Genomic DNA, 20,723 nt, shown 5'->3' with positions numbered 1-20,723 from the left:
TAAAGTAGTCTTTATCCTAAATGAACAAAGGTGAAAATTTGAAAAATATACTGCGAGCTTTAATAATCTTATCCGTGATTTGTGTAATTAGCTTTTCTGTTGCGGTTGAACAGGAAGAACAAAAACCTTTTGAGGTATGTGTTTTCCCCACGAGACAGGATTATAAGATGGATTGGTGGTTTGCGGTTCCTTCTCAATTCCCCCCTAAAGTTACAATAGCAGGAGAAATTTTTAGAGGGGAAAAATGCAATATATTTCTTACATTTAGTAATTACGGCGTGGAATCTAATGCTGCTGACATAACATTTGATCTGAAAGTTATCAAGTCGGATGGGACATTAGATGCCTGTATTGAGGATTGTGAAGGCTATAAAGGGGAAATTCCCGGGAAGTATTTTCTTCCTTCCCAAAATTCAATATATGTTTGTTTTGATAAAGATGATCCGTTAGGAGAATATACTGTCGAAGTTACAGCCCGCGATCATATTAAGAATCAAACAGCGAGCAAAACAACACACTTTTGTGTATCTGAATTTAAGATACCGTCTGTGGATCCGAAAGATAGTAGATGGTTTTTAAATTATCCTAGTGAGCCGAAACCCGCTGTGGCATTCGCCCATTTTCTTAATCGCCCGAGGCCGTATATTAATGAAAAAGGCACTATCCTATGGTCATCAATATGGTTTTATAAATATGTTTTTGAGGAAAACGAATTTCTGATTCCGCATCTGATTACTTTTTTTGAAAATCAGGCATCGGAGCAACAAAAGAAGGATATAATTTTACTGTTATTTTTGATTGGGAAAACAGAATCGCTTCCAAAACTGACAGATAATTTAGAAGAGTATAAAAAGTCTCTCAGGGATATTGTTATCCCGGATCCTTATGCGGAGATTACGACTGGAAGCCAGGAGGATATGTTGTGGGCTGAATTTTTTGCCACATCAAGGGTTAAGCCAGTGAAACATCTTATAACAGCTTTGAATCTCAGCAAGCATGCGGAGGTGCTGGATAAGATTAAGAAGAAAGAAATTACTGAAATAAATGATGAAATTAGAGAAAAAGCGATGTTGGGAGCTGTGTTTCATGCGGCTTTATGGTCGTTGTCATCTAATTGTATGAATTGCGATTTGCTCCTTCAGTATTGTATCGGAATTTATGAGTCGAACGAGTTGAATGAAATAGAAAAGGGTTATCTGGGAGTTGTCTTGAAAAAAGTGTTTAAAGAAAAAAAAGAAAAAGAGTCTGTCAATAAACCTGATACAGCAAAATGAAAATAGAAAAATATCCGATTGGAATATTTTTTAGTTTAATAAACTCTACAATTATTTATGCTATTCTGGTATTACTTGCCTATATTGCGGGAACATCTATTGGCAGCGGGTATCCGGAGTTTTTTATGATTACCATTCTCTCGATTCTAAGTTGTTGGGGAATATTGGTATATACTTGTTTCGCGATAATTATTATTGTTGGCATAAAAACGGATTCAATTAAACTGAGAGTTTTTTTGTTATTGTTGTTTTTTACGTTAGCGATGTTTGATGGGTGGAGAGTTGGACAGTTATTATCAAGTAAGTAGCGCAAATTTAGTCTGAAATCCTTTCCCGCACGGCTTCTCCAAGAGTATACTCTTTATAAGAGTAGATGATTTTTAGCCTTGATTTTTGATTAATATGATGTTAACCTAAAATATATTAGTTAACATTAGTTAACTTATGTATAGCTTGTTAACGTAGGAGTTATAAGATGGAGAAATACAAATACTTAAGCATTCCGGAAGTGGCAAAACTTTTGGGTATAAGCCGGATTGCTGTTTATAAGAAGGTTAAAAAGGGACAAATACAGGCCGAGAAAATCGGCAGAGCATATGCTGTGCCCAGAGAAATTATATCTTCGATACTGGGGGACTCTCTGGATGATCGTGCGAAAAAAGAGATAAATGAAGTAGTTGAAGCGACAATGAATGAGTATGGTGAAACACTGAGACTGCTGGGAAAAGAATAATGATCGGCATTACTGTTAAAGAGGTTGAACATCTTGCTTTTCGGTTAGCCAAAGAGATGATGGCCTTTAATGAACCCATCCCTGATTTTTCAACAAGATTTCCCAATATACTTGAGAGTTGTCTGGCAACCCCTTTCCAGAGTTTTGGCAGGCAATCGCTTTATCGGGGATTGGTTCCAAAAGCGGGCATTCTATTTTATCTGATGATAAAAAACCATCCTTTTCAGAACGGGAATAAAAGAATAGCGTTGACCACCCTGTTGATGTTTTTGCGTAAAAATAAAAAATGGATACGTATAAATACTCAGGAACTTTATAACTTTACGGTCTGGATAGCGCAAAGCCCTCCTAAGCTTAAAGATGAGACAGTCAAAGCCATTGAGAAATTCTTACAAACCTATATAATTAATTTATAAATGAAAAAAATATTCTTAACATTACTTTTCATCAGCATCTGCGCTTTTGCGTTTGCCGAGGACATCTACGAGTACAGGGGCAACACTTACACGCTCGAGCAGGCGGAAGCGGAAGGGCTTGTCTTATACAAGGGAAAACTTTTCCGGAAAGAAACCCTGGAGAAAGCGGGCCTGGTTTTCGAAAACGGGGAATGGGGCAAACCGGTTGTTGCAGAAAAAGAGAATACTGCTGCAGTTCCTGTTGAAACAACCGCAAAAGCCGAGGAAAAGCCGGCTGAGCAGGTTGAAATGCCTGCAGAAGAAGGCGAAATCGTTAGAAATGAATTGGGCAGTTTTATATATTACATATATATCCCCCCGAATTTTAATAGGGCAAAGAAGTATCCCCTGATTGTCGGTTCTCACGGCAGCGGGCAGACGGGCTATGAGATAATAAACGCGTGGAAGAAGTCGGCCGACAAAAGGGGATATATTGTTGTCGCCCCCACAATGCCGTATGATACGGACTGGGATAAGGTAAGCGTGGACAAACTGTTTCTGGATATAGTAAAGGAAGTCGAAAAAAAATATAAGAATATAAATAAGAAAAAAGTTATTTTCACCGGAAACTCTGCCGGAGCGGGGGATACTTATAATGTCGGGCTGTGCAACCCTTCGGTTTTCAAAGCGGCAGTCCCGTGCAGCGGAAGATACGATTTTCTTAAGAATTTTTTAAGAAGAAAGCCTACGAAAAAAATTCCCGTATATATACTGCATGGCGATAAAGACCCGTACTTTCCCCTTGCTGAAGCGTATCAGGTACAAGAACTGCTTGATAAAAAGCATTATAAGGTTAAGTTATTTGTTAATAAGGACTTAGGGCATGTGTATCCGGAGATGTCTGATACCCCCGTGCCCAACTGGATAGATAATAATTTCAAATAGGGACAGACACCTATTTAAATAGGTGTCTGTCCCTATTTAAAGGTAAAAGGAGGAGAATATGAGTAAAAAGGTTATCGGGATACTGCTTCTTGCGCTGACGGCGGCTACGGTTGTGGGAATGGTCATAAAGAATGAAAGTTACTGGACAGTTTATAATTATATAGTTGTCGCCTTGTCCGCAATATGCGGTGTTGTTTTGCTTGGCTCAAAATAATTATTGGGATTTCAGTTGGAGATAGGCCCCTGCCAAAGGCGCCTGTCTCTTAATTTACTGCAACAGGGAGAAAAGGTATGAGAAAAGTACTTTTGTGCCTGGGGTTTTTATTTGCGCTGAACCTTGATGTTTTACACGCCGAACAGATTGATTACCGGTCGAAATTCGTTCCTCCGGGAGATAAGGTTCTGCTGATACTGGGGCAGGATACGGTCGCGATTGACGATTATGTCAGGGAAATAGGCATTGTCCCCGCCGGTTTTACGACGTACACTTCCGTATATACCGCAGAAGGGTTATATGAGCCGATAGACCGGGGAGCGGGTAATCTGTATGCGAAATATGTGATAGATAAGTATCCGGATACCGTTCTCCAAATAGGGCTTTATATGGTAGATGCCCTTGACGGGGTTACCGCCGGGGATTATGACGGCAGCATTGATGAAATAGGGCGTTTTATAAAGGAATCAAAAAGGCCTGTTTACCTCAGGATAGGATATGAGTTTGACGGGGATCATAACCATTACGAACCTGAAAAATATATCGAGGCGTATCGTTATATTGCAGACAGGTTGAGGAAGAATGAAGTCAATAATATCGCTTATGTATGGCATTCTTTCGGGCATAAGATGAAAACGCCCGTTATGGACTGGTATCCCGGCGATGGATATGTCGATTGGTTTGCGATTTCTTTTTTCAGCCATAAGAATAAGTTTATAGAAGATTTTGTCGCTCTTGCCAACGGGCATAAAAAACCTATGATGATAGCGGAAGCGACTCCCGCCGGCATAGGTGTCGGCTACGGAAGAAACGCCGTTAAAAGGTATTTTGAACCGTTTTTTAAGTTTGTTGACGAATACGGGGTAAAGGCTATCTGCTATATCAGCTGCGACTGGGATTCCCACCCCATTTATTCGGATGGCAGCTGGAAGGACGGCAGGGTCCACGCCAACGAACAGGTGAAAGAATTCTGGCTTAATGAGATAAAAAAAGAAAAATACCTGCAATCTTCCCCCGGACTTTTTGAGATCCTCGGGTATGAACCAGTATTATCTCAATAGTATTACTGTTTTGGTTGACTTATTTTGCCCAATTTAACAGAATGATGAATATGCATAGGAAAAGAAATATTTTATTAAGGTTCTTTTTACTGTTCACTTTTGTTTTTGTCTGCATCCCTGCCGGGGCTGACGGAAATAAAGGTTTAAAAGTTTATATAACCCGCCATGCCGAAACAATGGGTAATGTCACAGGCAATTATTCCGAAGAAAACCAGAGGAAATTCTCGCCAAAAGGACTTACCCAGGTAGAGCATATAAGTGATAAGTTAAAAAATTACCGGTTTGACCACGTGTTTGTAAGCCCTATGTACAGGACACAATATACCATTTTACCTTATTTAAAAAGCCATAACATCACCGCCGAGATTTGGCCCGAGATAGATGAAAAATGTTTTGATATCACATCTTCGACCGTCCCTTCAAAAACTATTCCCGAGGGGGGATTGATAGAACTGTTTGACGAAAAATATTTCAAATTAAGAGATGCTTCTTCTACCCGGATGTATGAGCCCCGCAATGCTTCAGAAGGATTGGCTCAATTTTTAAAGGCGAAAAAAAGGATAGAGCTGTATTCCGGCACGGGCCAGTCAATTCTGCTTGTCGGACATTACTGCACGGGAAGCAGGCTGATGGAAGTATTGCTTGAATTGGAGTCGAAAGGAAGGTTCGGGCCCAAGAATTGCGCCGTCAGCCTTATTGAACAACAATCTGACGGGACTTTCAGGATGCTTCAATATAATGATGAGCCCTTTATCCAGAAGTTTTTCTGGAAACAGGATAATGTCAGTAACGGATTTATCGCGCTGCATCTTTTCCCGGATAAGTTCCTTAACGATTTAAATGAAGAGTTTGATGTGGGCTGGAAAGTCTATGACAACAATGGAAATCTCGTGGCGGAAGGGAAAGATACTTTTGAAGAGAAGAAAAGAGATGATAATCCTCTGGTGGATATCAATATACCCGTGAAAAACATTCAAGAAGGTTCTGTCTGCGGTATTGAGACCGTGATATCCCGCGCCGGGAAAGAGGTGTATTCGTGGAAGGATAAATTTTTAATCCCTACGTACAAGAGCCTTGAAGGGAAATGGATTATTAAAAAAGGGGATAATCCCGAAAGGGCGAAAGAGGATTATCAGGAAAATAAATGGATACCGGTTAATGTGCCCGAGGGCTGGGAGAAAAACGCCCTGCCCGGATATGACGGTATTGCGTGGTACAGGTGTAAATTTGCGATTACCGAAGATGAGTTAAAAAAATGGGAAGGCAAGAAGATAGTTCTTCTGTTAGGCGCGGTTGATGATGCGGATGTAACATATCTTAACGGTTTGCAGATAGGCAGGACTGGCAGGTTCCCTCCCGATAAAAGCACCGCGTGGGATACACCCCGTATATATCTTATTGATAGGAAGATGCTTAAAGATAGTAATGTTCTGGCGGTAAGGGTTTGCGATTGGACCGGCGGCGGAGGCATATGGGCCGGCCCCGTTGTAATAGGCCCGAGCGACGAAATAAACGCGCTGATAAATCAAAAGAGATAGATAATATAAAATCCCGGGTGCGGCATGAAAAAATTGTTTTATCTTTTTCAGTTTTGTTTGTGTTTTTTTCTTTCTTTTTATTCCTGCGGTTCTTCGTTGGACCAGCTTAAACAATCCGTCAAAGGCGGCAAATCGGTTCAAAATAAAGCGGCTGAAGATGTAATATCTTTCGGCATGGTCAAAATAACAGCCCTTCCCGATTCCGGCTGTAAACATTTCGGCGACAGGGCCCTGCTGGTCAAATTTGAAGTTAATGAAAAGGGGAATTTTGAGGGGTTCGAACCTATGTGTTTTTTATATGATAAAGACAGCAAGCTGATAGGCGAAAAACCTGTTTTCCCTGCGCTGAAAATACCTTCATACAACAGAAAAATGGATGTCGAATCAAAAAAAATAGAGGGAAAAGGGAAATACCATATTTATTTTATTTTCAAAAGCCAGGATAAACCCAAATATTTTGTATTGGTTTTTAAGCTGAATGACAAAAGGTTTACATGCGCTTTTCCGCGGGAAACACCCGGGGAGCTTATCGACGGCTCATACTACTGAAATTAGCTATTGTTTTTTAAAAAGGTTGTATTATAATTAACAGTTAGTAAAAGGGCCTTTAACAGCATAACAATGGAGAGAAACATGAGGAAGGCATTGATGTTTTTGGTAGCTCTTTCGGTTGTTGTTTTTGTCGTATCGCCCCTGTTCGCCATGGCTAAGAAAGGCGAAACACAGGACACACAGGCGACCGGCGATAAAAGCGCGGCGGAGAAAGTGGTTACTTATCCCTTTAAGCTGACTGGAGAGACTGTGAAAACGGGCGGAAATGTCGTCAAAAATTCCACCGAAACAGTGGTAGGCACAGTCGAAGCTACAGGGGAAACATTGACAGGCGATGTTGAAAAAGCGCCTGAGATCGTTACCACTCCGATCAAAGGAACAGGCAAAACCGCGAAGGATGCGGTTGTTGATACGGTTGAAACTCCGGCGAGAGCGTGCGAATAAGAGTTTAAGGCGGAGAGTTTAAAAGAGGGCATTCTTGCGAATGCCCTCTTTTTTATGTCTTTTGAAAATATATTACCTGATAAATTTCCGTAGGGTCGGTGAAAATAGATTGCACTTCGGTAAAACTGTATTTTTTTCCGAGCTCTCTGTAAATGGCAAGAGATTCAGGGAAATCGGAGTTATCAACGTGCTCTTTAATTGACAATTTTTCCTCATGGTTTAAGGCATTCCAGTAAAGCTGGCAGGTTTTCCACCATCTTTTCCTGAATCCTTCCAGTGTCTCGTCATCATACAAGACAGGGTCGAAAATAATAAAATAACCGTCTTTACTCAAAAGAGAAGAACATTTATTGAGCAGCTCTTCTTTCTGTTTCAGGGATAAGTGATGGAATGAAAGCCCTACCCAGATAACGTCAAAAGAGTTTTCCCTGTTATGTATAACATTTATAAAGTCGCCGGCGAAAAAATGTTTTTCGCAGTTCAGATGCGACATATTTTTTTTCGCCAGTTCCAGCGCGGTGTCGGAAATATCAACCGCTTCGTATCTCTGGATAAGGGTATTTTTTAAAGATTGCGCCATGAGATCCGCGTCGCCGCATCCGAGGTCAAAAATCGCGAAGGGTTTATCAATATTGGTTTTCAGGAAATCGCCGAGCGCTTTGTAGGCTTCCATATGGCCGGCGTAGTCATTATCCATGGCTTTCCGGTAAGTGTCCCATTTTTCGAAAAAAACTTTTACCTCTTTGATGTTTTCATCTTTTGTGTTTTTTGATATTTGTTGTTCGCCTTCCATAAGTTGTCCTCCCAAAAAAATGATTATAACAGGAAAGCCCGGCTATAATGCAAAAAATCTTCAAAAAATATTTTAAGGCGGGTTTTTTTCCGTGAATATTACGGAAAATATTGCCGAAATAATAACGGTTATCATGCCTAAAGCCGATAAAATGTCCGGCGCGTTTTTCCAGACTGCCCAATCGATCAGGCCCGCGAATATAACTCCGAAATAAATGAAAGGGGATATTTTGGATGCGGGGGCATGAACAAAAGCGGTTGTGAAGCTTATCTGGAATAGTGAATAAGTGGCTCCCATGATCAGTATAAACATCCATAATATCCTGTTATGGGGGATAACCCAGTGCTTAACGGAAAGCAATCCCGAACATATAATTATAAAAATCAAATAATAAAATATGATTGATTGGGTATTTTGGTTTTTTCCCTTCTGGATCAGCCGGACGAACACGATTGATACGGCTGCCAGCGCCCCCGACAAAAAAGCCAGAAGGTCGCCCCTGTTCATATTTCCTGTTTCAGGTTTCAATATCATTATTATGCCGGTGAATCCTATCGCGAGGATAAACAGCAGCCGGATTTTCAATTTTTTGCGGAAGAAAAAAACTGAGAGAATGGGAAGAAATAAAGGGGAAGCGTTGTTAAGAAGGACAGCTTTGGCAAGTGTTGTATATTTCAGCGATATTATAAAACAGATTATGGCGGTAAAACCGCTGACGCACCTTACGGCGAATTGTTTCAAATTGCCTATGGCGAGACTTTTTGTCCCGTTTTTCAATATCCACGGAAGCAAAATCAGAAGAGCGATGATTGTCTGGAACAGTAATATTACCTGCGCTGATATTCCTTCCTGAAGAAGAATTTTGGAAAATGCGCTTCTGATGGCTCCGAACAAAAAAGCGGTTACAACAAGTATAATTCCCAGATATATTCTGTGCGGTTCTTTATTTGTCATAAGTAAGGTTTATTTTTTAATAAGCACAAGAAGCATTTTGAATTTTTGTTCGGCGTTAACTCTGTGAGGTTCATTTGCGGGCATTATTATCATCTCGCCGGTTTTTACTTTAAACGGTTTATTGCCTATCGTTATCCGGGCTTCGCCGTCCAGTATATTGGCCATAGCGTCAAAAGGGACTGTGTGTTCGCTTAATCCCTGCCCCGCGTCGAAAGCGAAAAGCGTTACTGTGCCTGTTCCTTTTTTTATGATTTCCTTGCTTACAACGGAATCTTTCTGGTAATCTATCAAATCGGCCAGTGCCAAAACTTCTTTTTTGAATTTCTCCATCTTCGGTTCTCCTTGCCGGTAATATTTGCGGAATTAAGTATGGCTGTTATTATATGTTAACTTAGTTTTTTCAGCAAGGCCAGACATCAGAATATGTTTATTATACGGTGAATAGATATGTTTAAGGTAAGAATTGAGACGGAAGAAGATCGCCCCGCGGTATATGAAATAAACCGGCGGACTTTTAACCAGGTGACGGAAGCGGAACTCGTAAATGCTCTGAGGAAGAATTGCAAAGATATACTTTCCATAGTGGGAACACTGGATGACAGGGTTGTCGGGCATATCCTGTTCAGCCCTGTTGTCATAAACAGGAAAAAGAAAAAAGTCGCGGGTATGGGACTCGGGCCCATGGCCGTTATGCCTGAAGTGCAGAAACAGGGAATAGGGACAATGCTCATTTCGGCAGGAATAAAAATATTGAAGGAAAAAAAGTGCCCTTTCATAACAGTGCTTGGCCATCCCGGATATTATCCGCGCTTCGGGTTTGAAAAAGCCTCAAAATATAATGTAAAAAGCCAATGGGATATGCCGGACGAAGCTTTTATGGTGTTGGTTCTTGACCGTTCTTATAACGGTAATCTGTCGGGAACGGCCGAATACAGGAGCGAATTTAGTGATGCGGTATAAAAAAAGCCCGGCATAATAATGCCGGGCTTTTTTCTTTGCGATTTATAGTTTTACTACATTAGTGGCTTGCTCACCTTTAGGGCCTTGCTGTACATCGAATTCAACCTGCTGGCCTTCCTCTAAAGTCTTGTAACCTTCGCCCTGAATAACACTGTGATGCACGAAAACATCTTTGCCGTCTTCAGAAGTAATAAATCCATAACCTTTTTGATTACTGAACCATTTTACTGTTCCTTTTGTCATTGCTAACAACACCTCCTTTTTCTCAGATTGCGGTAAACCGCTGAAGCAATAAAAAAACCGCAAGGTATTCATCTTTCACCTTTGCGGCTGTAAGACTTCAGTACCTCTTGTTTACCACTAAAAAATAATTTAATCTAAAAATATATTTTTGTCAACTATATTTAATAAATTCACCGAGAGCTGTTAAACTGGTAGAATATTGTGTAAAAAGGGAGGGTAATTATGGCTGATTTAATCGGCGGCGTAAAGAAACTTTCCTCACCCATGTTTATCATCTTCGTGGTCTCAAAGGTACTGGTAGGCGTCGGGCTTGGCATCCTGCTGGTTGCGTACCTCGCCTCTTATGGCTGGTTGTTCCTTGTTACCGGTATAGTACTATCGCTGATATGCCTTATGTTGGCGGTAAAAAAAGCCTGATTATCGAATTGTAACAAATAACTTGACTAAATGTGAAAGCTCAAGTATATTGATAATGAAAACCATTATCAATAAGGGAGAATCTATGGGCAGATGCAGGGGAAATTCGTGGTGGCAGGGCAGGCTTCGCGGTTGCGGGTACCGCGTGACGGCAGGAAGGGAGATTATACTGGATGCGCTGATGAAAACCGATAAGCACCTGAGCGCCGAAGATATTTATCTGGCTGTAAAGAAAACCTATCCGGGAATAGGGCTGACCACGGTTTACAGAACGCTGGAAATACTTGTGGAAATGGGCCTGGTGTTTAAATTTGATTTCGGGGACGGCAGAGCAAGATACGAACTTGTCGAGGGACCGAATAAAGAAGTTGCCCACCATCACCACCTGGTATGCACAAATTGTAAAAGGGTTATAGATTATACCGATTTTATTGAAGATGAGATTGAACTGTTAACAAAAACGGAAAAAGGGTTATCTAAAAAATATAATTTTGATATTAAGAACCATGTAATACAGTTTTACGGGATTTGCGGCAATTGCAGTATGAAATAATGGTTATATTTTTTTGGGAATAACTGAAAATGATTTTCATTTAAGGAGGTGGTTGAAATGCCTGGTTTTGACGGAACAGGGCCATTAGGCCAGGGACCTATGACAGGAGGCGGCAGAGGATTCTGCGTTCTTCCTGAAGGAACTTCCAGAGGGACTGCCGGGGTAAGATATTTCGGCAGGGGCTTCGGTTACGGGCGAGGTTTTGGCAGAGGGAGAGGCCGCGGCTGGGGCAGAGGATTTGCTTTTGGCAGGCCTGGATGGGATTCATATCCTTACAATCCCTATGCCGGCTTATCATATCCTGCTAATATTACGCCCGCTCAGGAGGCAGATATGCTGAAGGCGGAAGCAAGGGCTATGCAGGAAGAAATAAATGCCATAAACCTGCGCCTGAAAGATATAGAATCTGCGCAGAAATAAAAAAAAGATAAGTAAAAATATCCCGCCTCGCAAGAGTGCCATAGAAGTCTCTTCGATAATTCTCCGGCGCTCGGCGGGATTAATTCGGCCTTATTATTTATGCTTCCTTTGGCCGCGTAAATAATGGCCTCATTAAGGAGGGTAATTTTGAAAGTGGCGATTTCAACCGATGGTGATTTTGTATCGGCTCATTTCGGGCGTTGTCCGATATTTACAATTGTTGAGATAAAAGACGGTAAAATAGGGCGAAAAGAGACGGTTAAAAACCCCGGGCATGAGCCGGGATATATCCCGAATTTTCTGCATCAAAAAGGCGTCAACTGTATTGTCTGCGGCGGAATGGGCATGAGGGCCGCGGGATTTTTCAATGAACTGGCTATACAGACGATTGTGGGTATAAGCGGTAAAGTGGATGATGTCATTAAAGCCCTGGAAAAAGGGACATTGAAAGGCGGGGAAAGCCTTTGCAAGCCGGGAGCGGGAAAAGGTTACGGTGTGGAAAAAACAATATGCGACCATCCGCATGAAGAAAATGATGAGCATTAATTATTGGAGGAATTATGTGCAGTGACAAAAAATCAGGTTCAGGCGCAAAAATATGCGTTACTTCTTCGGGAAGCGATTTAGACTCAACGGTGGATCCGCGTTTCGGCAGATGCGGATATTTTATTATTGTTGATACGGGAAACCTTGAGTTCGAGGCGATTCAAAACCCTAATATTGATTCAATGGGCGGGGCGGGAATACAGTCAGGCCAGCTCATTGCGGGAACAGGCGTAAAAACCGTCATTACGGGAAATGTGGGGCCTAACGCCTTTCAGACACTTCAGGCGGCCGGCGTGGAAATAGTCACGGGAGCTTCCGGAACTGTCAGGGAAGCGGTTGAAAAATATAAAAAAGGCGGATTCAGCTCTACACAAGCTCCGAGTGTAAAATCAAAGTTTGGAATGAAATAGAGGAGGAAAAAATGCCGGGAAAAGATGGAAGAGGCCCTTTGGGGCGGGGTTCAGGAGCAGGCGGGCAAGGTTTGGGAAGAGGTGTCGGCGGTGGAAATCGTCCGGGATCGGGACCGGGCGGAAATTGTGTTTGCCCGAATTGCGGAGCGGAAGCCGCCCATCAGGCGGGAGTTCCCTGTTATTCCATTAATTGCCCTAAGTGCGGGACAAAAATGATGAGGCAGTAAAAGGGGCAAGTTTTGGAAAACGAAATTTTGGGAAATCACAAGCGGTACCTGGAGCGCAAAAAGCTTTATCAAAGTTACGGATTTGATATAGATAAAGAGCGTAAATTTATTTTTGACAAAGCCGGCCCTGTATCCGGCCGTATCCTTGAGGTGGGAACCGGGAAAGGGCATTTCACCTTTGTTCTTGCAAGAGAAGGGCACAGGTTTACGAGCATAGATGTGTCCGAAGAGGAACAGAGGATTGCAAGGTTAAACCTTCAATATTTTTATCTGGAAAACCTTGTGGATTTCAGGATTGCGGACGCGGAACGGTTAAGCTTTAAGGATAGAAGTTTTAATATTGTTTTTTCTGTCAATACAATCCATCATCTTAAAAATCCTTTCAGGGTTATGGATGAAATTAACAGGGTTGTTGATTTTGGGGGCAGGATTATTCTGGCCGATTTCAATAAAGCCGGTTTTGAAGTGGTGAACAAACTCCATGCCGCGGAAGGAGATTTACACGATGTATCCGGATTCAGCCTGCGGGATATGGGCGGATTTTTATCCGGAAAAGGATTAAAAATAGAGATAATTGAAAGCGGCTTCCAGGAAATATTGATAGCAGATAAGCCGGGTGTGTAAAAATTATGATTATTTCAGTTGCGAGCGGTAAAGGCGGGACGGGAAAAACTACGGTGGCGGTAAACCTCGCGCTTTCCATAAATGATAATGTGCAGTTTCTGGATTGCGACGCCGAAGAACCGAATGCCCATATTTTTTTAAAACCCGAAATAAAGAAAACCGCAAAAGTTTTTATTCCCGTTCCGAAAATTGATGAGGCAAAATGCGCTTACTGCGGCCGCTGCCGCGAGGTTTGCGTGTATAACGCGATAGCCGTAATACCGCCTTCAGCGGGCAGGAAGGGCAAAACGCTGTTTTTCCCGAATCTCTGTCACGGGTGCGGAAGCTGTTCCTACTTCTGTCCGGAAGGAGCGATAAAGGAAGTAAACAGGGAAATAGGAGAAATCGAAACGGGGTATGCCGGTTCAATAGAGTTTGCGCATGGCCGCCTTAATATAGGAGAAGCAATGGCGCCTCCGGTGATAAGAGAAATCAAAAAACATATTAAAACCGAATGCACGGTGATTATTGACGCGCCTCCGGGGACATCATGTCCCGTAGTTGAAACATTGAAAAGGAGCGACTACTGTGTGCTTGTAACCGAGCCGACACCGTTTGGATTAAACGATCTAATGCTTGCTGTTGAGGTTTTGAGAAAACTTAAAATTCCATTTGGAGTTGTAATTAACCGCGCGGATTTAGGCGATGAAAAAACAGATTTGTATTGTGACAAGGAAAATATCCCGATCCTTATGCGGATACCTTTTAAAAAAGAGATAGCGATGGCTTATTCAAAAGGGGAGCCTATTGTTATGGCTTTCCCGGAGTATAAAAAAGAGTTTATCAAATTATATGAAGATATTGCTGGACAGGTGCAATGAAACAGATTGTTATTATCAGCGGAAAAGGCGGCACGGGAAAAACGGTTATTACCGGCGCGTTTGCCGCGTTGGCGGAAAATAAGGTTATGGCTGACTGCGATGTTGACGCTGCCGACCTGCATCTTCTGCTGAAACCGGATATCAAAGAGAGAAATGAATTCAGAAGCGGCAAAACTGCCGTTATTGACGCTGAAAAATGCGTTAAGTGCGGCAAATGCGTGAAATTATGCCGGTTTAACGCGATAGCAGAAAATTTTGTTGTTGACCCTGTTTCCTGCGAAGGATGCGCTTTCTGCAGCTTTGCCTGTCCGGCCGGCGCTATAAGGATGGAGGAAAATATTTCGGGCGAATGGTTTATTTCCGAAACGCGCTTTGGCCCCATGGTGCATGCCAGGCTCGGGATAGCGGAAGAAAATTCGGGAAAACTTGTTTCGCTGGTAAGGCAGCAGGCGAAAGAACTGGCGGAAAAAAACAATTCCGATTGGGTTATTGTGGACGGAGCGCCCGGGATAGGCTGTCCCGTAATCGCTTCAATCTCCGGAGTGGACTGCGCTATAGTTGTGACAGAGCCTACACTTTCGGGATTGCATGATGCCGACAGAGTTATAAAAGCGGCGAAATACTTCGGGGTGACTGTTAAATTGATAGTAAATAAATACGACCTTAATACCGATATGACGGGAAAAATAGAGGAATACTGCAAATCAGGGGGCATCGGTCTGGTCGGAAAAATCCCATTTGACGAATCTGTTGTGAAAGCCATGGTTAAGGGGAAAACGATAATAGAACATTCAGAAAACAGCCCGGCGGGAAAAGAAATTGCCGCCGCATGGAATTTTATGCGGAAAAAATTGGAGGAAAAAATATGAGGCGCGGCGGCAAATGAAAATAAAGGTTCTTTTTGATAAAACCACTGAACATAAAAACCTGCGTGTCGGCTGGGGGCTTTCCTTTTTAATCGACGAAACGGTATTGTTTGATACCGGGGAAAACGGTTCCTGGCTTATGAAAAATATGAAGCTCCTGAACGCAGATATTGAAAAATTAAAGGCTGTGGTAATTTCTCATGACCACTGGGACCATACGGGCGGGTTGTGGGGAGTATTGAAGAAAAGAAAAAAACTTCCGGTTTACGCGTGCCCTGATTTTAGCGCTGAATTCAAGGCCAAAGTCAAAAAACTCGGCGGCAAACTTAATGAGACAGGAGATTTTACCGAAATATCAGAAAATATTTTTGTTACGGGAGAGATCGCGGGCGAATATAAAGGGGAATATATGCCCGAGCAGGCTCTGGTTCTGAAAACAGAAAACGGTATCTCCGTTGTTACCGGCTGCGCCCATCCGGGTGTTGTCAAGATGGTCAAAAAAGCAAAAGGATTTTTCCCGAAAGAAAATATATACGCGGTTTTGGGCGGATTTCACCTTATGAATAAGGACAAGGCTTTTATTGAGTCTATTGCCGAAAATTTCAGAAAAATAAAAGTAAAGAAAGCCGGGCCGACACATTGCAGCGGGAAATCGGCGGAAGATATATTTAAACGGGAATACAAAGCCGATTTCATTTCCCTGAAGACGGGACAAATTTTAGAGGTATAAAATAGGTGTTTGTCCTGAAGCGAAAACCCGAGGTCAAGAATTAAAATATTTATTAACCGTGTTGCGCCAATCCTTTTCCCAACCCCTGCCGTGAGTGTTTTCCTTAATCTCGATGATGCGGAAATTTTCAGGCTGCGGGGCGATTTTTTTCCGGTAACTTTCGGCAACAGAAGGAGGCACAACCGTATCCCTTCCTCCCACAAAATGTATCTGTTTGACATTTTTAAGTTTGTCCGGGAAATCCGCCGGGTTCAAAGACTCTTCAAGCGGGGAAACATTATGCAGGCTTGTATGAAAGTCGGTGTCCAGGTTTCCCGCGACAGTGACGAGCAGGGTAACATCATTTCTTCCGGCGGCGATCAATGCCGCCAGAGCGCCGCCGCCTGAATAACCGATTAAAATTATGTCCCTGATATTACTTTTGTTTTTTACCTGTGTGATTACTTCATTTATATCGCCCGCTACTTTATCCGAGTATCTGGCAGTAGTCCAGTATTTTGACTGGTATGCAAATGATTCAGACGATTCATAATATTGATAAGGCCTTGCGATGTATAAGATATTCGGAGACGGGTCGATTGAAGCCAGTTTTAGTCCTACCGGGTTTCCCGGCGTGGGATTGTGCGATGCCATTGCGCGATTTACATACGCCCTTCCGTCCCCTTCAATATAAACATGCAGGGCGGCTTTGGAATCCGTTATTTTCCGGAAAGTTATAAGGCGGAAATTTTTCCCCGCGACAGGTTCTTTCCGCAGAGAAGCTTTTGAGGCTATGGTATCGGCTTGTTTTATACGGCTGTTTACCGAAGAGCAGGACGCGCATATTAAAAGCGCGCAGGCGGAAACGGCAATAAAAATATATTTGCTGTATTTCACTGGCAACAATGCTTCTCCGGTTTAAAAGAGATATGTTATTTTCAAAGAATATAATAATTGATATGGTAATCGGGATAAACGCGTTTTTCAAGAACATTCAGAGCGGCATCAGCCATATCCAGCCCATCCGGGTTCCATTCAATGTCCTCCGCCCCGGATAAGCGGTTTGTTTGACTGGTAATGGGAAAAAGATGTTCCTTCCTTAAGGACGGGAATTCTTTTAAGAATGCCTGTATTTGATGACTTTCACCTTTTCCATGGTGATTAATCCTTCGGTTACAATCTTGTCAAGGAAGGGGATTATTTTATTCAGGTTCTCTTCCGTGTCGACAATTTCGATTATTACAGGCAGATCTTCCGAAAGCCTGAGCACTTTTGCCGTGTGCATTTTGCTGTCCGCGCCGTAACCCATTATACCGCGGAGAGCGGTAGCCCCCGCAAGTCCGAGTTTTCTCGCCTCCAGGATTATCTGTTCATACAAAGGTTTTCCGTTGTGCTTATCGCTTTCACCGATAAAAATTCTCAAAAGCATTCCTTCTTCGGGCAGTTTCATTTTATAATCTCCTTTATTTTGCGGTAGTTAAGATATAATTGGTTAAAATATAGCCCGCGAAAACACATCCAAGGCTTAAAATCAGATTAGAGAAAATGTTCAGGAAGAAAAATCCGTATTCTCCGTCCCGGAATAAATTGAAGCTTTCCAGCGAAAACGTTGAAAATGTTGTGTAAGAGCCGAGAATACCTACCAGAATCATCAAACGGATATTTTGCGATATGATGCTTCCCTCAAAAACTGCCCATAAAACCCCGATGATAAGAGAACCCGAAAGGTTGACAACCAGTGTTCCCCAGGGCAGGATACCCGGGAAGATGCGGTGCGACCAGCCGGAAACGACATAACGCAATACAGCTCCGAGGGCGCCGCCGATTGCGACATAAAAAAACCTTAACATCCCAATACCTCCTTTATTTTGTAGGAGTTATCAGCCTGTTAAGGCGGTTAACGGCGAACCCCATCGCCGGAAACTGGATTATATCATAACAGCCTATCGATGGAAAAAATATTTAAGCCAGAGATAGACCGCGCTTATCAGGATTGACTGGACCATAAAAGGGAACCCGTACTTCGAAAAAGTTAAAAAACTTATATGATGTTTGTTCCTGTCGCTGATTTTGGCCATTACAACATTTGCAGTCGCGCCTATCAAAGTCCCGTTTCCCCCGAGGCATGCTCCCAGCGCCAGGGACCACCATAGCGGCTGGGCTATCTGTGCCTGTATTTCAGCCGCGTTTGTTATCCCGTAGTAAGCCGTCAGGTAAATAATTAGTTGTTTGACCATAGGTATCATGGTTATGACGAAGGGTATATTATCCAGGCATGAGGATATCAGCGCGCTGCCGACAAGGATTATCATGCACAAAAGAAACATATTCGTGCCGGCCATGTTTATAACGCCCTGAGCTATCATTTGAATCGCCCCCGTGTATTCGAGTCCCGCGGTTATTATAAAAAGTCCGATAAAAAAGAAGATGACTCCCCATTCAACACGCATAAAAGTCGAATCTATTTCAGACCTGCAGACAATCATCATAAGCATACTGCCGCCCAGGGCGATGATACCCGGTTCGATCTCAGTAATTCCGTGAGTCAGGAAACCCAGGAAAATCAGCCCTAATACCCACAGGGCCCGTATCATATTGGGCCTGTCGATTATGGCCAGATGAGGGATAGCTTCGGTCACTCTTGATTTAATGTTTTCGGGGATATGGATTTTTTTGCGGAAGATAAAATATACCGTGCCGAGAAAGAACAGGAAAACAATGATTGTTACCGGAGTTAAGTTAATAAGAAAATCATTGAAAGTCAAATCGGCCTGTAACCCGATAAGAATGTTGGGAGGGTCTCCGATTAAAGTTGCGGTTCCGCCGATGTTTGAGGCAATGACTTCACATATAAGGAATGGGACGGGGGATATTTCCAGAATGCCGGCTATCAGTATCGTCACGGGAGCCAGCAGGATAATCGTGGTGACATTATCCAGAAACGCGGAAAAAACCGCGGTTATGACAAGGAATAAAACCATTATGGCTATGGGTTCTCCTTTGGAATGTTTTGCCACGATTATCGCCATCCATTCGAAAAATCCTGTCTTTGACAGTATGTAAATGCATGTCATCATCCCCACCAGCAGGAAGATTACGTTCAGGTCTATTGCCGCGATGGCGTTTTCGAAAGGGACGAGACGGAAAGACAGCATTAAAAAAGCGCCGATTAGCGTGACTACGGTTTTTTCAAGTTTTTCGGACGCGATAAAAATGTATACTACCGCGAAAATAAGCACAGCGAATATCGTATTCACGGTCAAATATCCTTTTGTTTTAGAAAAACAAGACTTTGTCTATAATGCTGAAACGGTCTATTTCGCCTTCGAGTTTCCCGTGTTTCACTACAAAAAGTTTCTGGTTGTTTTTTACCGCAAGCTGGAAAACTATTTCAAGCAAAGTCGCGTCTTCCGAAACAGTCGTGCAATTTTTGTTTACGATAGATTCGACTTTAAGGTCTTTCTTTATCTTGAAATATTTTTCAAAGGGGTCTATGTGTTTTACAAATGAGACTGTATGCAGCTGTGTGAAAAAATCGGGGATTCCGTAGGTAAAGATATCGAAACATGAAATATGCCCGCAAAAATTGTTGTGTTCGTCCACGACAGGCAGGATATCCAGATGGTTTAAATGCATTATCCGGGTTGTTTCTTCAACGGTTGTATTTAAAGTTACCGAAGCTTTGACAGGCCTGAGAATATCCCGGGCCAGGATACTTTTACCGGTTTCGAGGTTATAGTTTATCAGTGAAGCGGCTATTTCTTCGCTGTTCGAATTGCCGAACAAAGTTTTTATGTTCCCGGTATCTCTCATAAAACGCATTATAGCTGACATTGCCTGGAGAATTATGTAATGGTCGTCCTGGGAAGATATCATTACACATATAAAATGAACGGGTTTTTTGTCAAGACTGGAAAAATCTATCGCTTTTTTTGTTATGCCTAACGCCATTACAAATTGTCCCCATCCTTTTATGCGGGCGTGGGGAAAGGCCATCCCTTCTCCCAAGCCGGTGGTCTGGAGCTTCTCGCGCTCCAGAAGCTCTTTATACGCCGTATCTTTCGAAGCCGTTCCGGCGCAATCAGCCCTGAATGCAAAAGTTTTTTCCGTAAGCAGTTTTATGGCTTCTTCTTTTGTCCCGGCGTCTATACCGGTTACAATCAATTCCGGGAAAATATATTTTTGCAGATTAATCATATCTATCCCTGCCCCTTATTTTTTTTTGACGGGTCGATATTTTTACCCAGCAAACGGAGAAGCCCGTCTAAAATTGTGAATGGATGCGGCGGGCATCCCGGGATATACAGGTCAACGGGGATGATATTATCAACTCCGTCGCAGGTTTCCGGGTGATCCCGGTATATTCCTCCTGATAATGCGCAAGCCCCCACGGCGATTACTAATTTAGGTTCGGGTATGGCATCGTATGTTTTCTTTAAAGCGTATTCCATATTTTTTGTGACGGGCCCTGTTACGAGCAGGCCGTCGGCATGGCGCGGCGACGCTACAAACTGAATGCCGAATCGTGATAGATCAAAAAACAGAGTTGTCAAAACATTCGTATCCAGTTCGCATGCGTTGCATCCGCCCGCGCTTACCTGCCGAAGCTTGAGAGATTTGCCGAAAGCCTTGCATTTTTCATATTGCGTGACGGTAGCGCGTGACGGCCGGTTGCCGGTTACCAATAAATCCTCTTTCCTTGACGCGGCAAGGCTGTGGTCATTTGAGAAAGAAATGGCTCCCTTCGGATAGGCGGATTCACACGCTCCGCAAAAGATGCATTTTGCAAGGTCAATGGAACAACCCTTTTTGCAGGATAAGGAACCTGTCGGGCAAATATCATCAGAAGATTCGCGGTTATTTTCAAATTTTGAATTGTCAATAACCGGATATCCCCTGAACCGGTCCGGCAATACTGGTTTTTCTTCAGGGAACTTTGATGTTTTATAACCCTGTTTTATACGGGCTGAAATTTCTTTTAACAT

Annotated in this window: 30 protein-coding genes and 1 riboswitch; of the genes, 20 read left to right on the top strand and 10 right to left on the bottom strand. The window is 42.7% G+C overall.

Annotation, left to right across the window (positions count from 1 at the left end; translation table 11 throughout):
* Nucleotides 1-20 precede the first annotated feature (20 nt).
* From M0R36_03480 to M0R36_03440, 9 genes are all read left to right on the top strand, one after another.
* The gene (locus M0R36_03480; GenBank protein MCK9554864.1) at nucleotides 21-1,274 is read left to right on the top strand and encodes a hypothetical protein; all 1,254 of its coding nucleotides are present in this window, start codon (nucleotides 21-23) and stop codon (nucleotides 1,272-1,274) included.
* Between the two features lie 475 nt (nucleotides 1,275-1,749).
* Nucleotides 1,750-2,007, top strand: a complete 258-nt coding sequence (locus M0R36_03475) for a helix-turn-helix domain-containing protein (protein MCK9554863.1) — start codon at nucleotides 1,750-1,752, stop codon at nucleotides 2,005-2,007.
* The gene (locus M0R36_03470; protein MCK9554862.1) at nucleotides 2,007-2,423 is read left to right on the top strand and encodes a type II toxin-antitoxin system death-on-curing family toxin; all 417 of its coding nucleotides are present in this window, start codon (nucleotides 2,007-2,009) and stop codon (nucleotides 2,421-2,423) included. The genes M0R36_03475 and M0R36_03470 overlap by 1 nt, the downstream gene beginning before the upstream one ends.
* The gene (locus M0R36_03465) at nucleotides 2,424-3,347 is read left to right on the top strand and encodes a dienelactone hydrolase family protein (GenBank protein MCK9554861.1); all 924 of its coding nucleotides are present in this window, start codon (nucleotides 2,424-2,426) and stop codon (nucleotides 3,345-3,347) included.
* Between the two features lie 58 nt (nucleotides 3,348-3,405).
* The gene (locus M0R36_03460; protein ID MCK9554860.1) at nucleotides 3,406-3,561 is read left to right on the top strand and encodes a hypothetical protein; all 156 of its coding nucleotides are present in this window, start codon (nucleotides 3,406-3,408) and stop codon (nucleotides 3,559-3,561) included.
* Nucleotides 3,562-3,638: 77 nt separating this feature from the next.
* Complete coding sequence (locus tag M0R36_03455) at nucleotides 3,639-4,622, top strand: glycoside hydrolase family 26 protein (protein MCK9554859.1); 984 nt, start codon at nucleotides 3,639-3,641, stop codon at nucleotides 4,620-4,622.
* A gap of 41 nt (nucleotides 4,623-4,663) precedes the next feature.
* Nucleotides 4,664-6,160, top strand: a complete 1,497-nt coding sequence (locus M0R36_03450) for a histidine phosphatase family protein (GenBank protein MCK9554858.1) — start codon at nucleotides 4,664-4,666, stop codon at nucleotides 6,158-6,160.
* A gap of 24 nt (nucleotides 6,161-6,184) precedes the next feature.
* A complete protein-coding gene (locus M0R36_03445; GenBank protein ID MCK9554857.1) occupies nucleotides 6,185-6,709 on the top strand; it encodes a hypothetical protein in 525 nt (174 codons plus the stop codon).
* Nucleotides 6,710-6,793: 84 nt separating this feature from the next.
* On the top strand, nucleotides 6,794-7,156 hold the full coding sequence (locus M0R36_03440; protein MCK9554856.1) for a hypothetical protein: 363 nt from the start codon (nucleotides 6,794-6,796) through the stop codon (nucleotides 7,154-7,156).
* Nucleotides 7,157-7,208: 52 nt separating this feature from the next.
* Here the strand turns inward: M0R36_03440 and M0R36_03435 are convergent, their stop codons facing one another.
* The 3 genes from M0R36_03435 to M0R36_03425 all read right to left on the bottom strand — a co-directional run bounded on the left by M0R36_03435 (nucleotide 7,209) and on the right by M0R36_03425 (nucleotide 9,233).
* A complete protein-coding gene (locus M0R36_03435) occupies nucleotides 7,209-7,949 on the bottom strand; it encodes a class I SAM-dependent methyltransferase (protein MCK9554855.1) in 741 nt (246 codons plus the stop codon).
* Nucleotides 7,950-8,021: 72 nt separating this feature from the next.
* Nucleotides 8,022-8,903, bottom strand: coding sequence for a DMT family transporter (locus tag M0R36_03430; protein ID MCK9554854.1), 882 nt, complete (start codon nucleotides 8,901-8,903; stop codon nucleotides 8,022-8,024).
* A 9-nt stretch (nucleotides 8,904-8,912) separates the two neighbouring features.
* The gene (locus tag M0R36_03425) at nucleotides 8,913-9,233 is read right to left on the bottom strand and encodes a cupin domain-containing protein (protein MCK9554853.1); all 321 of its coding nucleotides are present in this window, start codon (nucleotides 9,231-9,233) and stop codon (nucleotides 8,913-8,915) included.
* Between the two features lie 117 nt (nucleotides 9,234-9,350).
* On the opposite strand from M0R36_03425, the gene M0R36_03420 reads away from it, so the two are divergent.
* Nucleotides 9,351-9,863 carry an N-acetyltransferase gene (locus M0R36_03420; protein MCK9554852.1) on the top strand — a complete coding sequence of 171 codons (513 nt, stop codon included), beginning with the start codon at nucleotides 9,351-9,353 and terminating at the stop codon, nucleotides 9,861-9,863.
* Nucleotides 9,864-9,905: 42 nt separating this feature from the next.
* On the opposite strand, the gene M0R36_03415 is transcribed toward M0R36_03420, so the two are convergent.
* The gene (locus M0R36_03415) at nucleotides 9,906-10,106 is read right to left on the bottom strand and encodes a cold-shock protein (protein ID MCK9554851.1); all 201 of its coding nucleotides are present in this window, start codon (nucleotides 10,104-10,106) and stop codon (nucleotides 9,906-9,908) included.
* A 222-nt stretch (nucleotides 10,107-10,328) separates the two neighbouring features.
* Between M0R36_03415 and M0R36_03410 the strand changes: the two genes are divergently transcribed.
* From M0R36_03410 to M0R36_03365, 10 genes are all read left to right on the top strand, one after another.
* The gene (locus tag M0R36_03410) at nucleotides 10,329-10,523 is read left to right on the top strand and encodes a hypothetical protein (protein ID MCK9554850.1); all 195 of its coding nucleotides are present in this window, start codon (nucleotides 10,329-10,331) and stop codon (nucleotides 10,521-10,523) included.
* An 85-nt stretch (nucleotides 10,524-10,608) separates the two neighbouring features.
* Nucleotides 10,609-11,076 carry a transcriptional repressor gene (locus M0R36_03405; GenBank protein MCK9554849.1) on the top strand — a complete coding sequence of 156 codons (468 nt, stop codon included), beginning with the start codon at nucleotides 10,609-10,611 and terminating at the stop codon, nucleotides 11,074-11,076.
* Nucleotides 11,077-11,133: 57 nt separating this feature from the next.
* Nucleotides 11,134-11,496, top strand: coding sequence for a DUF5320 domain-containing protein (locus M0R36_03400; GenBank protein ID MCK9554848.1), 363 nt, complete (start codon nucleotides 11,134-11,136; stop codon nucleotides 11,494-11,496).
* Nucleotides 11,497-11,649: 153 nt separating this feature from the next.
* Nucleotides 11,650-12,042, top strand: coding sequence for a NifB/NifX family molybdenum-iron cluster-binding protein (locus M0R36_03395; GenBank protein MCK9554847.1), 393 nt, complete (start codon nucleotides 11,650-11,652; stop codon nucleotides 12,040-12,042).
* A 14-nt stretch (nucleotides 12,043-12,056) separates the two neighbouring features.
* On the top strand, nucleotides 12,057-12,452 hold the full coding sequence (locus M0R36_03390; GenBank protein ID MCK9554846.1) for a NifB/NifX family molybdenum-iron cluster-binding protein: 396 nt from the start codon (nucleotides 12,057-12,059) through the stop codon (nucleotides 12,450-12,452).
* 11 nt (nucleotides 12,453-12,463) lie between these two features.
* Nucleotides 12,464-12,679 (top strand): hypothetical protein, encoded by a 216-nt coding sequence (locus tag M0R36_03385; GenBank protein MCK9554845.1) that lies wholly within the window; start codon nucleotides 12,464-12,466, stop codon nucleotides 12,677-12,679.
* A gap of 12 nt (nucleotides 12,680-12,691) precedes the next feature.
* On the top strand, nucleotides 12,692-13,303 hold the full coding sequence (locus M0R36_03380) for a class I SAM-dependent methyltransferase (GenBank protein ID MCK9554844.1): 612 nt from the start codon (nucleotides 12,692-12,694) through the stop codon (nucleotides 13,301-13,303).
* A gap of 5 nt (nucleotides 13,304-13,308) precedes the next feature.
* Nucleotides 13,309-14,163, top strand: coding sequence for an ATP-binding protein (locus M0R36_03375; GenBank protein MCK9554843.1), 855 nt, complete (start codon nucleotides 13,309-13,311; stop codon nucleotides 14,161-14,163).
* Nucleotides 14,160-15,032, top strand: a complete 873-nt coding sequence (locus M0R36_03370; protein MCK9554842.1) for a 4Fe-4S binding protein — start codon at nucleotides 14,160-14,162, stop codon at nucleotides 15,030-15,032. The genes M0R36_03375 and M0R36_03370 overlap by 4 nt, the downstream gene beginning before the upstream one ends.
* A 13-nt stretch (nucleotides 15,033-15,045) precedes the next feature.
* Nucleotides 15,046-15,759: an MBL fold metallo-hydrolase gene (locus M0R36_03365; GenBank protein ID MCK9554841.1), complete on the top strand. Its 714-nt coding sequence runs from the start codon at nucleotides 15,046-15,048 to the stop codon at nucleotides 15,757-15,759.
* A gap of 33 nt (nucleotides 15,760-15,792) precedes the next feature.
* On the opposite strand, the gene M0R36_03360 is transcribed toward M0R36_03365, so the two are convergent.
* From M0R36_03360 to nuoB, 6 genes are all read right to left on the bottom strand, one after another.
* On the bottom strand, nucleotides 15,793-16,635 hold the full coding sequence (locus M0R36_03360) for an alpha/beta hydrolase (protein ID MCK9554840.1): 843 nt from the start codon (nucleotides 16,633-16,635) through the stop codon (nucleotides 15,793-15,795).
* Nucleotides 16,636-16,855: 220 nt separating this feature from the next.
* Nucleotides 16,856-17,188: a DUF190 domain-containing protein gene (locus M0R36_03355; protein ID MCK9554839.1), complete on the bottom strand. Its 333-nt coding sequence runs from the start codon at nucleotides 17,186-17,188 to the stop codon at nucleotides 16,856-16,858.
* Between the two features lie 13 nt (nucleotides 17,189-17,201).
* A complete protein-coding gene (gene crcB / locus M0R36_03350; GenBank protein ID MCK9554838.1) occupies nucleotides 17,202-17,588 on the bottom strand; it encodes a fluoride efflux transporter CrcB in 387 nt (128 codons plus the stop codon).
* A gap of 14 nt (nucleotides 17,589-17,602) precedes the next feature.
* Nucleotides 17,603-17,665: riboswitch (Fluoride riboswitch) on the bottom strand.
* Nucleotides 17,666-17,681: 16 nt separating this feature from the next.
* Nucleotides 17,682-18,995 carry an ArsB/NhaD family transporter gene (locus M0R36_03345; GenBank protein ID MCK9554837.1) on the bottom strand — a complete coding sequence of 438 codons (1,314 nt, stop codon included), beginning with the start codon at nucleotides 18,993-18,995 and terminating at the stop codon, nucleotides 17,682-17,684.
* Nucleotides 18,996-19,014: 19 nt separating this feature from the next.
* Nucleotides 19,015-19,935, bottom strand: coding sequence for a PTS sugar transporter subunit IIA (locus M0R36_03340; protein ID MCK9554836.1), 921 nt, complete (start codon nucleotides 19,933-19,935; stop codon nucleotides 19,015-19,017).
* Nucleotides 19,936-19,937: 2 nt separating this feature from the next.
* Complete coding sequence (nuoB, locus tag M0R36_03335; protein ID MCK9554835.1) at nucleotides 19,938-20,723, bottom strand: NADH-quinone oxidoreductase subunit NuoB; 786 nt, start codon at nucleotides 20,721-20,723, stop codon at nucleotides 19,938-19,940.

This window comes from bacterium (assembly GCA_023228325.1).
GTDB lineage: Bacteria > Auribacterota > UBA6266 > UBA6266 > UBA6266 > UBA6266.
This window is presented reverse-complemented; position numbering and strand designations above follow the sequence as displayed.

Coding starts and splice junctions, on each gene's coding strand:
- M0R36_03480 (MCK9554864.1), top strand. CDS start 21: ATGAACAAAGGTGAAAATTTGAAAAATATACTGCGAGCTTTAATAATC.
- M0R36_03475 (MCK9554863.1), top strand. CDS start 1,750: ATGGAGAAATACAAATACTTAAGCATTCCGGAAGTGGCAAAACTTTTG.
- M0R36_03470 (MCK9554862.1), top strand. CDS start 2,007: ATGATCGGCATTACTGTTAAAGAGGTTGAACATCTTGCTTTTCGGTTA.
- M0R36_03465 (MCK9554861.1), top strand. CDS start 2,424: ATGAAAAAAATATTCTTAACATTACTTTTCATCAGCATCTGCGCTTTT.
- M0R36_03460 (MCK9554860.1), top strand. CDS start 3,406: ATGAGTAAAAAGGTTATCGGGATACTGCTTCTTGCGCTGACGGCGGCT.
- M0R36_03455 (MCK9554859.1), top strand. CDS start 3,639: ATGAGAAAAGTACTTTTGTGCCTGGGGTTTTTATTTGCGCTGAACCTT.
- M0R36_03450 (MCK9554858.1), top strand. CDS start 4,664: ATGATGAATATGCATAGGAAAAGAAATATTTTATTAAGGTTCTTTTTA.
- M0R36_03445 (MCK9554857.1), top strand. CDS start 6,185: ATGAAAAAATTGTTTTATCTTTTTCAGTTTTGTTTGTGTTTTTTTCTT.
- M0R36_03440 (MCK9554856.1), top strand. CDS start 6,794: ATGAGGAAGGCATTGATGTTTTTGGTAGCTCTTTCGGTTGTTGTTTTT.
- M0R36_03435 (MCK9554855.1), bottom strand. CDS start 7,949: ATGGAAGGCGAACAACAAATATCAAAAAACACAAAAGATGAAAACATC.
- M0R36_03430 (MCK9554854.1), bottom strand. CDS start 8,903: ATGACAAATAAAGAACCGCACAGAATATATCTGGGAATTATACTTGTT.
- M0R36_03425 (MCK9554853.1), bottom strand. CDS start 9,233: ATGGAGAAATTCAAAAAAGAAGTTTTGGCACTGGCCGATTTGATAGAT.
- M0R36_03420 (MCK9554852.1), top strand. CDS start 9,351: ATGTTTAAGGTAAGAATTGAGACGGAAGAAGATCGCCCCGCGGTATAT.
- M0R36_03415 (MCK9554851.1), bottom strand. CDS start 10,106: ATGACAAAAGGAACAGTAAAATGGTTCAGTAATCAAAAAGGTTATGGA.
- M0R36_03410 (MCK9554850.1), top strand. CDS start 10,329: ATGGCTGATTTAATCGGCGGCGTAAAGAAACTTTCCTCACCCATGTTT.
- M0R36_03405 (MCK9554849.1), top strand. CDS start 10,609: ATGGGCAGATGCAGGGGAAATTCGTGGTGGCAGGGCAGGCTTCGCGGT.
- M0R36_03400 (MCK9554848.1), top strand. CDS start 11,134: ATGCCTGGTTTTGACGGAACAGGGCCATTAGGCCAGGGACCTATGACA.
- M0R36_03390 (MCK9554846.1), top strand. CDS start 12,057: ATGTGCAGTGACAAAAAATCAGGTTCAGGCGCAAAAATATGCGTTACT.
- M0R36_03385 (MCK9554845.1), top strand. CDS start 12,464: ATGCCGGGAAAAGATGGAAGAGGCCCTTTGGGGCGGGGTTCAGGAGCA.
- M0R36_03375 (MCK9554843.1), top strand. CDS start 13,309: ATGATTATTTCAGTTGCGAGCGGTAAAGGCGGGACGGGAAAAACTACG.
- M0R36_03370 (MCK9554842.1), top strand. CDS start 14,160: ATGAAACAGATTGTTATTATCAGCGGAAAAGGCGGCACGGGAAAAACG.
- M0R36_03365 (MCK9554841.1), top strand. CDS start 15,046: ATGAAAATAAAGGTTCTTTTTGATAAAACCACTGAACATAAAAACCTG.
- M0R36_03355 (MCK9554839.1), bottom strand. CDS start 17,188: ATGAAACTGCCCGAAGAAGGAATGCTTTTGAGAATTTTTATCGGTGAA.
- crcB (MCK9554838.1), bottom strand. CDS start 17,588: ATGTTAAGGTTTTTTTATGTCGCAATCGGCGGCGCCCTCGGAGCTGTA.
- M0R36_03340 (MCK9554836.1), bottom strand. CDS start 19,935: ATGATTAATCTGCAAAAATATATTTTCCCGGAATTGATTGTAACCGGT.
- nuoB (MCK9554835.1), bottom strand. CDS start 20,723: ATGTTAAAAGAAATTTCAGCCCGTATAAAACAGGGTTATAAAACATCA.